16 protein-coding genes, 1 tRNA gene and 1 pseudogene are annotated in these 12,629 nt (G+C 65.2%); 6 read left to right on the top strand and 12 right to left on the bottom strand.

Annotated features, from left to right (window positions below; genetic code table 11):
* Nucleotides 1-8 precede the first annotated feature (8 nt).
* Complete coding sequence (efp, locus tag WHZ77_RS17970) at nucleotides 9-575, bottom strand: elongation factor P (RefSeq protein ID WP_015686372.1); 567 nt, start codon at nucleotides 573-575, stop codon at nucleotides 9-11.
* 162 nt (nucleotides 576-737) lie between these two features.
* Here efp and epmA point away from each other — a divergent pair, with 162 nt between their 5' ends.
* Genes epmA through WHZ77_RS17955 form a run of 3 tightly spaced genes read left to right on the top strand, consistent with a single transcriptional unit; the run spans nucleotide 738 to nucleotide 3,200 of the window.
* A complete protein-coding gene (gene epmA / locus WHZ77_RS17965; RefSeq protein ID WP_375309155.1) occupies nucleotides 738-1,802 on the top strand; it encodes an EF-P lysine aminoacylase EpmA in 1,065 nt (354 codons plus the stop codon).
* Nucleotides 1,799-2,893, top strand: coding sequence for a lysine-2,3-aminomutase-like protein (locus WHZ77_RS17960; protein WP_375309154.1), 1,095 nt, complete (start codon nucleotides 1,799-1,801; stop codon nucleotides 2,891-2,893). Before epmA ends, WHZ77_RS17960 begins: the two co-directional genes overlap by 4 nt.
* A 43-nt stretch (nucleotides 2,894-2,936) precedes the next feature.
* Entirely contained in the window at nucleotides 2,937-3,200 is a 264-nt protein-coding gene (locus WHZ77_RS17955) for a hypothetical protein (RefSeq protein ID WP_375309153.1), read from the top strand.
* Between the two features lie 58 nt (nucleotides 3,201-3,258).
* On the opposite strand, the pseudogene WHZ77_RS17950 reads toward WHZ77_RS17955, so the two are convergent.
* From WHZ77_RS17950 to WHZ77_RS17910, 9 genes and pseudogenes are all read right to left on the bottom strand, one after another.
* Nucleotides 3,259-4,342 (bottom strand): annotated as a pseudogene (locus WHZ77_RS17950) (3-deoxy-7-phosphoheptulonate synthase).
* Between the two features lie 234 nt (nucleotides 4,343-4,576).
* Nucleotides 4,577-5,155: an HdeD family acid-resistance protein gene (locus tag WHZ77_RS17945; RefSeq protein WP_375309152.1), complete on the bottom strand. Its 579-nt coding sequence runs from the start codon at nucleotides 5,153-5,155 to the stop codon at nucleotides 4,577-4,579.
* A gap of 77 nt (nucleotides 5,156-5,232) precedes the next feature.
* Nucleotides 5,233-6,273: a PrsW family glutamic-type intramembrane protease gene (locus WHZ77_RS17940; RefSeq protein ID WP_375309151.1), complete on the bottom strand. Its 1,041-nt coding sequence runs from the start codon at nucleotides 6,271-6,273 to the stop codon at nucleotides 5,233-5,235.
* A 330-nt stretch (nucleotides 6,274-6,603) separates the two neighbouring features.
* The gene (locus tag WHZ77_RS17935; RefSeq protein WP_375309150.1) at nucleotides 6,604-6,759 is read right to left on the bottom strand and encodes a hypothetical protein; all 156 of its coding nucleotides are present in this window, start codon (nucleotides 6,757-6,759) and stop codon (nucleotides 6,604-6,606) included.
* Between the two features lie 139 nt (nucleotides 6,760-6,898).
* Entirely contained in the window at nucleotides 6,899-7,156 is a 258-nt protein-coding gene (locus WHZ77_RS17930; RefSeq protein ID WP_375314754.1) for a hypothetical protein, read from the bottom strand.
* Between the two features lie 166 nt (nucleotides 7,157-7,322).
* A complete protein-coding gene (locus tag WHZ77_RS17925) occupies nucleotides 7,323-8,330 on the bottom strand; it encodes an acyl-CoA desaturase (RefSeq protein ID WP_375309149.1) in 1,008 nt (335 codons plus the stop codon).
* 121 nt (nucleotides 8,331-8,451) lie between these two features.
* On the bottom strand, nucleotides 8,452-9,078 hold the full coding sequence (locus tag WHZ77_RS17920) for a PilZ domain-containing protein (protein ID WP_375309148.1): 627 nt from the start codon (nucleotides 9,076-9,078) through the stop codon (nucleotides 8,452-8,454).
* A 149-nt stretch (nucleotides 9,079-9,227) separates the two neighbouring features.
* A complete protein-coding gene (locus WHZ77_RS17915) occupies nucleotides 9,228-9,887 on the bottom strand; it encodes a hypothetical protein (protein ID WP_375309147.1) in 660 nt (219 codons plus the stop codon).
* Between the two features lie 101 nt (nucleotides 9,888-9,988).
* Nucleotides 9,989-10,063: transfer RNA gene (locus WHZ77_RS17910), tRNA-Glu, on the bottom strand.
* Nucleotides 10,064-10,286: 223 nt separating this feature from the next.
* On the opposite strand from WHZ77_RS17910, the gene WHZ77_RS17905 reads away from it, so the two are divergent.
* Genes WHZ77_RS17905 through WHZ77_RS17895 form a run of 3 tightly spaced genes read left to right on the top strand, consistent with a single transcriptional unit; the run spans nucleotide 10,287 to nucleotide 11,018 of the window.
* On the top strand, nucleotides 10,287-10,541 hold the full coding sequence (locus tag WHZ77_RS17905; protein WP_375309146.1) for a PilZ domain-containing protein: 255 nt from the start codon (nucleotides 10,287-10,289) through the stop codon (nucleotides 10,539-10,541).
* A 55-nt stretch (nucleotides 10,542-10,596) separates the two neighbouring features.
* Nucleotides 10,597-10,845: a porin gene (locus WHZ77_RS17900; protein WP_375309145.1), complete on the top strand. Its 249-nt coding sequence runs from the start codon at nucleotides 10,597-10,599 to the stop codon at nucleotides 10,843-10,845.
* 5 nt (nucleotides 10,846-10,850) lie between these two features.
* Entirely contained in the window at nucleotides 10,851-11,018 is a 168-nt protein-coding gene (locus WHZ77_RS17895; protein ID WP_375309144.1) for a hypothetical protein, read from the top strand.
* 121 nt (nucleotides 11,019-11,139) lie between these two features.
* Here WHZ77_RS17895 and WHZ77_RS17890 read toward each other — a convergent pair whose 3' ends face one another.
* Nucleotides 11,140-11,778, bottom strand: a complete 639-nt coding sequence (locus tag WHZ77_RS17890; protein ID WP_375309143.1) for a glutathione S-transferase family protein — start codon at nucleotides 11,776-11,778, stop codon at nucleotides 11,140-11,142.
* A 297-nt stretch (nucleotides 11,779-12,075) separates the two neighbouring features.
* The gene (locus WHZ77_RS17885) at nucleotides 12,076-12,528 is read right to left on the bottom strand and encodes a VOC family protein (protein WP_375309142.1); all 453 of its coding nucleotides are present in this window, start codon (nucleotides 12,526-12,528) and stop codon (nucleotides 12,076-12,078) included.
* Nucleotides 12,529-12,629 lie beyond the last annotated feature (101 nt).

Here is a 12,629-nt window from a genome sequence, read left to right as displayed (position 1 = left end):
TCTCTCGCTTAGTCCTTGGCGCGCTCGGAGTAGGAACCGTCTTCGGTCATCACCACGATGCGAGTGCCGACGGCGATGTGCGGCGGCACCGTGGTGCGCACGCCGTTGGACAGCACCGCGGGCTTGTAGGAAGACGAGGCGGTCTGGCCCTTGGTCACCGGTTCGGTTTCGACCACTTCCAGCGTCACGCGCTGCGGCAGCGCGAGCGAGACCACGTTGACGTCGTGGGTCGACAGCTTCACGGTCATCTCTGGCTGAAGATAGGCGGCCGCGTCGCCAACCACGTCCTTGGAAACTTGGACCTGGTCGTACGTCTCGGGGTTCATGAAGTGGTAGCCGTCACCATCTTCATAGAGGAAGGTGAAGTTGCGCTCTTCGATCGTGGCCTTTTCGACCTGGTCGGTGGTCTTGTAGCGTTCGGAGATCTTTACCCCGTCCGAGATTCGGCGCATTTCGATCTGGCTGACCGGGGTGCCCTTGCCGGGATGGATGTTCTCGGCGCTGACGACGACATAAAGCTTGCCGTCTTGCTCGATCACGTTGCCCTTGCGAATAGAACTGGCGATGACTCTCAAAGCTATATTTCCTGCTTGCTTGGCCCGGCTCCGGCCAGGACGTGGTCAAATTGATGGGGGACCTGGGGCCTCAAATCAGACCGGGGCACCCGTTTCGGGCCGCAACATACGCATTTTGTCGTTGAATGCCAGCATTTTGCTGGCCTGCCGGGCGGTCGGTTGATGGCTGGGGACAAGCCGATTTCGCCGTTCTGGTCGCGCTCGCGGCACCTGGACCGGCGGCCGTTCCTCCAGGCCAGAGGGGCCATTACCGGGGCCCTACGGGGCTTTTTCGTCGAGCAGGGCTTTGTCGAGGTCGAAACCTCCGTCCTCCAGGTCTCCCCGGGCAACGAAACCCATCTCCACGCCCCCCGCACCGAGCTTCTGCGGCCCGACGGCAGCCGCGCCCGCCGTTACTTGAGGACCTCCCCGGAATTCGCCTGCAAGAAGCTGCTGGCGGCGGGCGAAGAGCGGATTTTCGAGTTTGCCCGGGTGTTTCGGGACCGCGAGCGCGGTGACCTGCATCTGCCCGAATTCACCATGCTGGAGTGGTACCGGGCAGGCGCCCCCTACGACGCCATCATGACCGACACTGTCCTAGTGATCGCCCGTGCAGCCCAGGCGACCGGGATCGGGACGTTTTCCTTCCGCGGCCGGACCGCCGATCCCTTCGCCGAGCCGGAGCTTTTGACGGTCGCTGGCGCTTTCGAGCGGTTCGCCAGCATCGACCTGCTGTCGACAATCTCGGGCAGTGAGGGTAAGCGTGCCGCGCTTGCCGAGGCGGCCGGCGGCAAGGTCCGCGTGGCCGGGGACGACACCTGGTCGGACATCTTCAGCAAGGTCCTGGTCGAGCATGTCGAGCCGAAGCTGGGGCAGGGCCGTTTGACCATTCTGTTCGAATACCCATCTCCAGAGGCGGCGCTGGCGCGGGTGACGGCCGGTGACGTAAGGGTTGCCGAGCGGTTCGAGGTCTATGCCTGCGGCGTCGAGCTCGCCAACGGCTTTGGCGAGCTCACCGACGCCGCGGAGCAGCGCAAGCGCTTCATGGAGTCGATGGCGGAGAAGCAGCGACGCTACGGCGAGGCCTATCCGCTGGACGAGGACTTTCTGGCCGCGGTCGCTGAAATGCCGGAGGCGAGCGGCGTCGCGCTCGGCTTCGACCGGCTGGTGATGCTGGCGAGCGGCGCGTCGCGGATTGATCAGGTGGTGTGGACACCGCCTGCAGATGAAACGTTAAGTGAAGAATGACGAAGATCAATCTTGCACGCACATTGCGCGAGCCGGCTGAACTGGTCGCCGAAGGCCTGGCAACCGCCGCGGCGCTGCCTGCGCTCGAGCGCGTCGCTGCGCGCTATGCGGTTGCGATCACGCCGGCGCTGGTCGAGCTGATCGACAGGTCGGATCCCGACGATCCGATCGCAAGGCAATTCGTTCCGAGCCCCGCCGAGCTGGAGATGAAGCCGGGCGAGAACGCCGATCCGATCGGCGATCATCCCCATTCGCCCGTGCCGGGCATCGTGCATCGCTACCCCGACCGCGTGCTGTTCAAGCTCGTTCACGTCTGCGCGGTCTATTGCCGTTTCTGCTTTCGCCGCGAGATGGTCGGGCCCGGCAAGGAGAATGCGCTCTCGGACAGCGCCTATCGCGCCGCGATCGACTACATTCGCGCGCACAGCGAGATCTGGGAGGTGATCCTGACCGGCGGCGATCCCCTGATGCTCTCGCCGCGGCGGATGAGCGAAATCATGGCCGATCTCGCCGCGATCGATCACGTCAGGATCATCCGCCTCCACACCCGCGTGCCAGTGGCCGAGCCTGCGCGGATCAGCGATGAAATGGTCGCGGCATTGAAGGTCGAGGGGGCGACCACCTGGGTGGCGCTGCATGCCAACCATCCACGCGAGCTGGCCGGCCCGGCGCGCGCCGCCTGCGCGCGACTGGTCGATGCCGGAATTCCCATGGTGAGCCAGTCCGTGCTTTTGCGCGGCATCAATGACGACCCCACCACTTTGTCGGATTTGATGCGAGCTTTCGTCGAATGCCGGATCAAGCCCTATTACCTGCATCACGGCGATCTCGCGCCGGGAACGTCGCATCTGCGCACCACGCTCGCCGACGGGCAGGCGTTGATGCGGCAGTTGCGCGGGCGAGTGTCAGGACTGTGCCAGCCTGACTATGTCATCGACATTCCCGGCGGCGCCGGCAAATCGCCGGTCGGGCCGAATTATGTGTTGGAGGCGCAAAATACCGCAGCGGACACACGTGATGCAGATCAAGAAACGCGCTATCGTATCGTGGATTATTGCGGCGACGTTCATCTCTATCCGCCCGAGACCTGAGCGGTGAAAGCGGTGACGCTGGTTTGAGGAATGGAGGAGAAAAATGAAGAAGATCATCGTGGCAGCATCGCTCGTGGTCTTGCTCGGTGGCGCGGCGGCCGCGCAGACCGGCAGCAAGGGATCGACGTCGAGCGGTGCCACGTCCGGGCAGTCGGCGGGCTCTCTGCCGCAGGCACCCGTCGGTCATCGTCAGCCGCGCGCCGGCGACGTGCCGAACGAGAAGAATTTGAGCGACCCGAACGATCCGCTCAGCAAGGAAAACCAGGCGCTCGACAAGAAGATCAAGAGCATCTGCCGCGGCTGCTAGTCCATGGCGGATTGCGGGCAGGGCGCGACAGCTCGCCCCGCCCGCGTTTGCTTTGGCCTTACGCCGTGCGCTCGTGCAGCCCCGCGCGCTTGGTGTTGCGCCGGATCTCGACCGCGTCAGCGAGCTGCTCGAGCACGGTGGCCGTGGTCGCCCAGTCGATGCATCCGTCGGTGATGCTCTGGCCGTAGGTGAGGGGCTTGTCCGGCACCACGTCCTGGCGGCCGGCGACGAGATTGCTCTCGATCATCACGCCCATGATGCGGCTCTCGCCGCCGGAGATCTGGCCGGCGATGTCGGCCATGACCAGCGGCTGGTTCTCCGTTCTTGCTCGAATTGGCGTGGCTTGCATCGACCATCACCAGCGGCGCGACGCCGGATTTCGCCAGATCGTTGCAGGCCGCCGCGACGCTGGCCGCGTCGTAGTTCGGCTTGCTGCCGCCACGCAGGATGATGTGGCAGTCCTCGTTGCCCGCGGTCGAGGCGATCGCCGAGCGACCGAGCTTGGTCACCGCCATGAAATGATGCGGGTGCGAGGCCGACTTCACAGCGTCGGCCGCGATGCGCACATTGCCGTCTGTGCCGTTCTTGAAGCCGACCGGGCAGGACAGCCCCGAGGCGAGCTCGCGATGGATCTGGCTCTCGGTCGTGCGCGCGCCGATCGCGGCCCAGGACACGAGGTCGGCGATGTATTGCGGCGTCGTCATGTCCAGAAATTCCGTGCCGGCGGGCAGGCCGAGATTGTTCACCGCCGACAGCACATTGCGCGCCAGCCGCAGGCCCTTGTTGATGTCGAAGCTGCCGTCCAGATCGGGGTCGTTGATCAGGCCCTTCCAGCCGACGGTGGTGCGCGGCTTCTCGAAATAGACCCGCATCACGATCTCGAGCTGGTCGGCGAGGTCCTCGCGCAAGGCAGCGAGGCGCTCGGCATACTCGAGCGCAGCCTTGGGATCGTGCACCGAGCAGGGGCCGACCACGACCAGCAGGCGGTCGTCCTGCCCGTTGAGGATGGCATGGATGGCGTTGCGCGCCGCCATCACCACGCGGGTGGCGGTGAGCGTGCGCGGGACTTCCCGCATCACCTCTTCCGGCGTGCTCAGCTCTTTCAGTTCGCGGATACGAAGATCGTCGGTCGTGCTCAGCACGGCGGGCTCCTGTTTGTTTCGAACCTGCCGGCCAATAAAAAAGCCGCCAGGTCTGGCGGCTTGTTCGGACGTTTGCTGCAATGTTTCAGATTGAGCGCGATCCTCCTGCCGCCAGCGAGCTGTCGTAGCTAAAGTACCAATAAAAGCTGGTGGCGACGGTGATCATGGCAGGGCATATAGCGCGCCGCTGGCCGGTTGTCACCCCCAAATCGGCGCAGGGCGCGACGAGGCGTCTCAGGTGTTGCCGTTGCGCGCGGCGAGCGCCATGCCGATCAGGGTGGAGCCGCCGAACAGCAAATTGATACCGACGAGGACGCCGATCGCCCATTCAGCCGAGCTCGGCAGCCCCGTGATCACCATGAACGAGATCGCGATGTCGACGAGGCCCGAGATCAGCAGCCACGACCAGCGGCCGCTCAGCTCGCGGCGGTGCTCCAGCGCGTACATGATGGTGGCGATGCCCTCGGCAAGGAAGTAGGCGCCGAGCACGATGGTCAGCGTCAGCACGGCCTGCATCGGCCGGGCCAGCAGTAGCGCGCCGGCAAGCACGGCCAGCGCAGCCGAGATCAGCGACCACCAGAAGCCCGGCGTGCTCCGAGCCCAGTAGGTCACGATCAGGCCGCCGATGCCGCTGATCAGGAACATCCAGCCGAGGAAGATCGCAATGGCGAGGCTTGCGAGAGGTGGCAGGATCAGCGCGGCGACGCCGAGAACGACGAGCAGGATGCCTTCGAACAGGAAGGCCTTCCAATGCGCTTTCACCGTCTGGCCCATCGCGGATTGGAGCCGGGAAAGATCCTCAGGCGATGTCATCTGCAGGCTCCAGATCAGAAATCAAAAGGCGTGTGCCCTATGTAGTACGTCCATTCCGCGCTTGCCATCCCCGCGGCTCAGCCGCCGCCGTGCGCTGACGAAAAACCTTCGCCCGTGGTGCGGATGCGGTTGCGGCCGAGAACATAGATCGCGGTTGTGACAATCAGAAGCGCGAGGCCGAGCAGGATCGAGACGAAACCAATCGGGATCAGGGCCAGCGTCAGATTGCGCTCGGGGTTGATCAGCCAGTGGTGGATCGAGGTCAGCACGAAGGCGAGGCCGAGAAAGCCGACACCGCCGCCGGCAAGCAGCAGCGCCCACATCCGGCGCAACTGGCTGAGCCGTTCGCGTGCGACATCGGTCCGGGGCGCGTGGTGGCGCGCGACGCGGCGGACCAGACGGATGGCGAAGGCGATCGCGCCGAAGCCGATCAGGAGGCTCGCGGCACCCAGCCACATCCGCAAGCTGGGATCGAGATCTGGCATGCGCTGCAGGGCAAGCAGCGGGAAGTCGAAAGCCGAATGCAGCGCCAGCGGACCGCCCAACATCAGTAGGCGGCTGGAGAGGCGGGCCCAATCGCGGTTGTAGCGGTTCGCCCCCAGCGCCGTGCCGGCGCGCGCGATCGTGAGGTAAGCGCCAGCGATGATGCCGAGCGCGCCGTGGAACGGCACCGTCAGCACGCTGCGCAAGGCGGCCAGCGAGCGCCACATCTCGGCATGCTGCACGAGGTAGGCGAGGTTTTCGTAAGCGGCGAAGCCGAGGCCGACCGCGGCGCCATAGACCACGGTGTCCATCGGATTGGCAAAGGTCCGCCGCTTGGTCGAGGCGACCAGCACGATGGCGACCACCTTCACGGCTTCCTCCGGAAGCGCGACGCCGAAGATCGAATGCATGGCCAGCGCCGCCCACGGATTGTCGGGGGCTGCGACCATTTTGGCGAAGGGCGCGCGGGCAAGCCCCAGCAGCGAGATGCTGGCCGCGCCGAGCAGGAACGCCGTCCAGACCTGGGCCGGCGGTCCCGGGCGCTCCTCGGCAGCAATGACGAGCCACAGCATCAGCAGCGCCGGGGCGATGGCGGCAGTTCCGATGACGGTTGGCAACGCTTCAATCAGGTACATCGGCGCCGAAAATAGGTTCCCTTGATCCGGTTAGCTACGCCTTGCGATGCGACCATGTGTCATGTGCCTGCTGTGGCTTGGCTGAACAAGCGCGGCAGCCGGCATTCATCAGGGCCGCCATTGAACGTGCAGAATGTGAGCACAATCAATTGCATGAGAGGGCCACTTCGTCATCGACGTCAACGGACAAGCCGCTGCCATGGGATTGCGATTTGTTAGTCAGATCAAGGAAATGCGCAGATCTCTTCGATTCAGGATGCACGCAGCCCAACGTCGAGTCCAGAGGCCGGATTGCCTCCGTCCGGACAACGCGCGGACGGGACGATCGGTCTAGTCACGCTTCGTTGTGCGCCCGCGGGACAGTGACGTGATCCGACGGGCACGCACTCGTTCGAACTCCCAGAAGGCGCGCACGAGGCACGTGCCGAGGCAGAACACGATGAGCAGCAGCAGGAAGACCTGGTCGACGGCTGGGATCTGAATCATGGCGTTGATTAAGCAACGCCTATGCCACTTGTTCCCGCCGCGGTCTGCGCTGTACACAGCCGCGCCTTCCGCAAGGCGATGCTTGCGCAGGCCGAATCGCCCGCTCCCGCGAGGTGAGCGTGGTCGGGTTTGCCGCTCGTCAGTGCGTGGTGAACGGGGGCGGCATGTCGGGCGCGACGTCGAAGGCGCCGAGGTGGAATTCCTCGCCGATGGACTCGTCCGGCTCGGCGTGCTGCGCAAGCAGCGTGAAGGCGGCTTGCGGATATTGCTTCCAGATATCGAGATCGCCGGCGGTGATGGTCAGCCAGCCGAACGTGTAGATGTAGCGTCCGGGCTCGGTGACCCGGCCGACCCTGTCCCAGGTGATCTTATCGACTTTGATCTTATCGACCTGGATCTTATCAATTCTGACCTTCTCGACTGCCATTCGGTCCCCCGATCGCAAGTCTGCCAATGAGGTCCGGCACGAGGCACAGACCCCTAAAAGCTGATCCCGCAATGGGGCCGCGATAGGGCGGCGATGCGGAGGCAAGACGGCCGGACAACGGCCGCCGCCTGTCGCCTTAGCGCGCCGTCGTGGCCGCCTGTGCCTCCGCTTCGGACGCCAGCTCCAGTTGGCGGTGCGAGGCGTGGAAGACGTCGTGGACCAGACCGATCTTCTCCATGCCCAGAATGATCAGGCCGTTGAGATCGATCTCCCACCAGGCGTGCGAGATGTAGGCGTCCCGCGGGAAGCGGTGATGGTTGTTGTGAAGGCCCTCCCCGAAGGTGAGGATCGTGGTCACGAACTCGTTGGTCGAGGCGTCCTCGACCTCGAAGCGGCGGTAGCCGTAGGCGTGGCAGACCGAGCCGGTGAGCTGGCTGGTGAGGATCAGCAGATAGGCGCGGAGCAGGCCGGAGAACAGCACGCAGCCGATCATGCCGTGCACGCCGCCGAAGATGTAACCCACCACGCCCGGAATGAAGACGGCCGACATCCCGTACCAGACCCAGCGCGTGCGCACGAAGAACATCGCGATCGGATCGGCGAGGATGTCCTTGGCGTAGTATTCGTTGTCGGTGGTAGCCTGGTCGAACACCCAGCTGCCCTGGGCGTGCAGGAAACCCTTCAATGCGCTGACATACCGATTGCCGAAGCCATCGAATTGCGGGCTGTGGGGGTCGCCGACGTCGTCGGCATAGAGGTGGTGGCGGCGGTGGTTGGCGACCCATTTCGCGATCGAGCCCTGGATCGCCATCTGGGCGATGGCGCAGAAGAACACGCGCATGATCGGGCCGGTGCGGAAGCTGCGATGGACGAACAGGCGGTGCATGCCGGCACCGATGCCGAACGTGGTCAGCGCGAACATCCAGGCGAACGTGAACAGCTCCACCTTGCCGACGCCTTGCGTGACGGCCCAGACGATGCCCGCGACCGCGCCGACATAGAGAATGCCGAGCAACAGATAGCTCTCGCGCAGCTTGGCTTCGACGAGCGGTCCCTCGGTGACGACGCCGGGCGGAAGCTGCGGCTTGGTGGCGGGGGTGGTGCTTTGGGAGATCTTGGCCGGGGCGAACTCAGCGATGGACATTCCGGGACTTCCAATGCTCGGGGCCCGCAATGATTGCGGACGTGCTGGGACACACCCTATCGCGCAGGGGCCGCCACCTCCAGTATTTAGTTAAAGAAGAGTTAAAATCCGTTCGACCGCCTCAGGCCGACTGTGCCAGGGGGGAGCGCACGATCAGGCGGTCGAGGCTGTCCCGCTGCTGCTTTTCGGCGAACTTGACCGCAAAGCCGCTGTCGAATTTGCGGATCACGCGCCCGACGCAGGCGCCGACCGCGAGCGGGGTTCCGACCGGCGGATCATACTCGCAGGATATGGCGACGCCCGCCGTGGAGACGTCGATGATGAAGCATGGATGGGTGCTGCCGTCGGCGAGCGTCAGGAAGGTATGCGAGACCTGCGGAACGAAGCGTGCATCGCGCCGGAGCTCCTTGACGCTGTCGTCCTTCTGCTTTTTCTCGAGCCAGGTCAGCTTTTCCGACATCCAGGCCCGCCTTGTCCGCGTCATGTCGAGTTCCATCAGGAAGCCCGCCTTCAGCGTCGCGCTGATGGTGCACTGGAATTCGCCGAAGTCCTGGAAATAGGAGGTCACGCGCTCGCCGATCTTGCCGACGACCGGCACGTCCACGATCATGCGGAACGGCGAGACGCGCTTGGTGCGGCAGGCGAAGGTGCGCAGCTTGCCCTCGCAGTCGTACCAGCGCGGCAGCGAGTAGCTGCCGCTCACGGTGACTTCCACTGCACGCTGCCTGAGGAATTCTGCGACGGACATTGGGCGCCAATCGTGTTTCGGATGATTTCCGTAGAAACACGTAGCGGGGCAACGTCTAAGCAAACGATACGCCGATCAAATAGCAGGGGTAAATTTTCGGCTAACGGGCCGGCCGGTAGTGTTCCGGAATTCGCGGCATTGCGCGCCGGTTACAGCGATCCGAGCAGCACCAGCAAGCCGAGCAGGCCAATGGCAAGGAGGAGCTTGATCGCGGCGGCGGTCAGGCTGTCCGGCCTGATCTGCACTCCGAACCACGGCAGTGCCGTCCGCATCGCGAGCGCCGCGCACGCTTCGGCGATGGCGAGCACGACGGCGACGCAGGCAATGGTGGACCATGATGTGTCCGGCGGAATCCAGGATGCGAGCCAGGTCGGGACGGAGGGTCTCAACGAGGCCAGCAGCGCGAACCATGCGAACAGGGACACGAAGCCCTTGATGATGTCGGGCCCGAGCGTGTCGGGCTCGAGCCGGATACCGATCACTCGAAGCGCAGCTTCGATGCGCTGGCCATCGGTGAAGAACAGGAAGGCGCCGAGGTACAGGGGAACGCGCGAGTGGACGAGCAGGGCGATGATGCCGAACAAGACCACGTAGCCGAAGGCGTCGTGGAGAATGTCCCTGCCGTGCATGCGGGACGGATCCTGCGCAGCCGCGGCCTGCGGCTTAGATAGCGATCGGGCGCGTGCCATGTGCTCCAGCATTCCGGCGCGCCGCCCGGGCGCGTATGGCGTCGTCCGCTTTATCCATGGCGGCGGCGCCGGCGAGGTGACGCCAAGCTGGCCTTCCGAGGGGGATTTTTGGCGCGCCATGGGCCTCTGCCGTTTCCGATCGGTCATTGGTCGGAGGCGAGGGGCCGGGAGGTTCATGCGGGGACAGCGAATTTCGCCCCGCCATCCGATGGCCCGGATGCTGGCGCTCCCTAGCGGAATCGAACCGCTCTCTCCACCGTGAAAGGGTGGCGTCCTAACCGATAGACGAAGGGAGCAAACACAAGGTCCCACCGCTTTTCGCGGCGCGACCGCCGGCCGTCCGAGTCGGGCCCGGCGGCTGCAGCGGGCGAACGTATAGTGGCCTTTGGGCCGGTCGGCAAGCCGTTCGGGACCGGTCTTTTGCGCCCCGTGGATAGCTGTCCCGGAATCATTCCAGGGGCGATTTCAACGGTTTCTTAGGTTCCCCGGCGTAGCGCTGGAGCGGGAGATTTTTAGCCGATGCCACCGCCCAAGAAGCGCGCAGCCCGCAAGCTGCTGTCGCAGCACGCCTGGATCACGCTCGACGGCGGGTTCGCGGCGCGGCATTGCCTGGTCCAGGACATCTCGGCCTCGGGCGCGAAGATCACGATGGACGACGACGCCAGCCAGCTGCCGGGCGTCATCCGGATGGCGTTCGCGCGCGATGCGCGGACCGGGCAGAGCTGCCAGGTGGTCTGGCGCCGCGGCAAATCGGCCGGCATCAAGTTCATCTGATCGGGGCACCCGGACCCGGATGGCGCGGCGCGCCGGTCCGGGCTAGAACGGCGGCATGCGCACGCCGCCCCTCATCCTCATCTCGTTGCTAGCCTCGTCCGCAGCGGCTGCCGAGGCCCTGCGCCTGCCGGCCACCGAGCCGGCGCAGGCCAGCAAGACGCTGCCGCTGAAGAAGGGCACAGGCGGCATGGCGAAGGCGGGCGCCTGCGCCTCCTATGGCCGTGGCTACTACATGGTCGAGGGCACCGGCACCTGCGTCAAGATCGGCGGCTCGATCAGCGTCGAGACCACGGTCAGGCGGTAGGCCGCATGCCGCCGGATCTGTTGCGGCTCGATCTGGTCGTCCCCGTGCTGATGTATTGCGCGCTGCTGTGGTGGGTCGGCCGCGGCCTGAGCTGGACCGCGCGGCTTGCCACTGCGGCCGTGACGCTGGTGCTGATCATCTGCGTGCTGCTGGTCGAGCGCGGCCGGGGCTGAAACAAAAAGCGCGAAAACAACCCCATGCACAGTAGCCGTCAAGTGCGGGGGCGCCGCAATCCGCGTGCGCCGGCACGCCGATTCATCGCGCTCTCACCGCAGCTTGCGCCGCGCCAGGTCGTCACGACATCGGCGGTGCGACGAACTGCGCAAATCCGGCGCGCTTGCCGAGCTCGGCGAGCCAGCGCGTCAGGTGCGGCTGCGCCGGCCGGGTGATCCCCTCGACGCCGAGCCAGCGCCGCGCATAGGAGCCGATGGCGATGTCGGCGAGCGTGAACTGCTCGCCCTCGATGAAGCGGCGCGCGGCGAGCAGGCGGTCGGCGATCGCCCAGACCTCGGCGGCCGCATCGGCATCCTTCTGCACCTGGACCATGTCGCGCTCGGCGGGGGCCGTGCGCACGATGCCCCAGAACACCGGGCGGTCGACCGGCTGCACCGCCGACAGCGTCCAGTCGAGCCAGCGGTCGACGCTGCTGCGCAGCTTCGGCGCCTCCGGATAGATCGGCGTGCCGCGCCCGTGCGCGAGGCAGAGATAGCGCATGATCGAATTGGACTCCCACAGCACGAAATCGCCATCGACCAGCGTCGGGATCCGCGCATTGGGATTCATCGCGAGATAGTCGGCCTCGCGGGTCTTGCCGTATTGCATGCCGGCGTCGATGCGCTCGAAGGGAAGGCCGAGCTCGGTCAGGCACCACAGCACTTTCTGCACGTTGACCGAATTGGCGCGGCCCCAGATCGTGAGTTTGGCGTCCGGCATAACAGTTCTCCCGCGCGTTTTTCGTTGTCCATCGTGCGCGGGTGATAGCGGAATTCGGCGATGGCGGCGAGCCGCGATTGCGGCGCGCCCTCATGCAAAAAGCTCCGCCGACAGGCGGAGCTTTCATTGCAGCGTTGCGCGATGATCAGCGGCCGAAGAACAGCCACAGCAGCAGGATCACCGGAATCGGCACGCCCAGCATCCACAACAACAATCCACGTCCCATGTCGTCCTCCTCAGTTGCATTTGTCGAGGAGTGAACGCGCCGGACGGGCGGTGGTTCCTGCCGTAAAAACCCTACCAGTGGCCCGTATTCGGCATCGAGGCCCACGGCTCCTGCGGCGGCTTCGGCTCGCCCTTCTGCAGCAGCTCGATCGAGTGCAGGTCGGGCGAGCGGACGAAGGCCATGTTGCCGTCGCGCGGCGGACGGTTGATGGTGACGCCGGCCTTCATCAGTCTGTCGCAGGTGGCGTAGATATCGTCGACCTCATAGGCGAGATGGCCGAAGAAGCGGTCCTCGCCATAGGTCTCCTCGTCCCAATTGTAGGTGAGCTCGACCAGCGGCGCTCCACGCGTCTGCGGCTGCTTCTTCAGCGCCTCGAGATCGTCCGACGAGCACAGGAAGACGAGCGTGAAGCGCCCCTTGTCGTTCTCGATCCGCCGCACCTCCTTCAGCCCGAACGCATCGACATAGAATTTCAGCGCGACATCGAGATTGCGCACGCGCAGCATGGTGTGGAGGTAACGCATGGGTGGGGCTCCCTGGAACGGTGGGGTTTTGCTTTGGGCCGGGACGGCAGGGGACAGGAGATAGCAGGAAAGTGGGAAGAGGGGCAGGGGGCGTGGGCACA

Source organism: Bradyrhizobium sp. A5 (genome assembly GCF_042076515.1).
GTDB lineage: Bacteria > Pseudomonadota > Alphaproteobacteria > Rhizobiales > Xanthobacteraceae > Bradyrhizobium > Bradyrhizobium cosmicum.
Note: the sequence above shows the minus strand (reverse complement) of the source record. Positions and strands in the feature narration are given on the sequence as shown.

Bases quoted from the DNA above. Each gene is read 5' to 3' on its own strand.
- epmA (WP_375309155.1), top strand. From the start codon at position 738: ATGGCTGGGGACAAGCCGATTTCGCCGTTCTGGTCGCGCTCGCGGCAC.
- WHZ77_RS17960 (WP_375309154.1), top strand. From the start codon at position 1,799: ATGACGAAGATCAATCTTGCACGCACATTGCGCGAGCCGGCTGAACTG.
- WHZ77_RS17955 (WP_375309153.1), top strand. From the start codon at position 2,937: ATGAAGAAGATCATCGTGGCAGCATCGCTCGTGGTCTTGCTCGGTGGC.
- WHZ77_RS17945 (WP_375309152.1), bottom strand. From the start codon at position 5,155: ATGACATCGCCTGAGGATCTTTCCCGGCTCCAATCCGCGATGGGCCAG.
- WHZ77_RS17940 (WP_375309151.1), bottom strand. From the start codon at position 6,273: ATGTACCTGATTGAAGCGTTGCCAACCGTCATCGGAACTGCCGCCATC.
- WHZ77_RS17935 (WP_375309150.1), bottom strand. From the start codon at position 6,759: ATGATTCAGATCCCAGCCGTCGACCAGGTCTTCCTGCTGCTGCTCATC.
- WHZ77_RS17925 (WP_375309149.1), bottom strand. From the start codon at position 8,330: ATGTCCATCGCTGAGTTCGCCCCGGCCAAGATCTCCCAAAGCACCACC.
- WHZ77_RS17920 (WP_375309148.1), bottom strand. From the start codon at position 9,078: ATGTCCGTCGCAGAATTCCTCAGGCAGCGTGCAGTGGAAGTCACCGTG.
- WHZ77_RS17915 (WP_375309147.1), bottom strand. From the start codon at position 9,887: ATGGCGCGCCAAAAATCCCCCTCGGAAGGCCAGCTTGGCGTCACCTCG.
- WHZ77_RS17905 (WP_375309146.1), top strand. From the start codon at position 10,287: ATGCCACCGCCCAAGAAGCGCGCAGCCCGCAAGCTGCTGTCGCAGCAC.
- WHZ77_RS17900 (WP_375309145.1), top strand. From the start codon at position 10,597: ATGCGCACGCCGCCCCTCATCCTCATCTCGTTGCTAGCCTCGTCCGCA.
- WHZ77_RS17895 (WP_375309144.1), top strand. From the start codon at position 10,851: ATGCCGCCGGATCTGTTGCGGCTCGATCTGGTCGTCCCCGTGCTGATG.
- WHZ77_RS17890 (WP_375309143.1), bottom strand. From the start codon at position 11,778: ATGCCGGACGCCAAACTCACGATCTGGGGCCGCGCCAATTCGGTCAAC.
- WHZ77_RS17885 (WP_375309142.1), bottom strand. From the start codon at position 12,528: ATGCGTTACCTCCACACCATGCTGCGCGTGCGCAATCTCGATGTCGCG.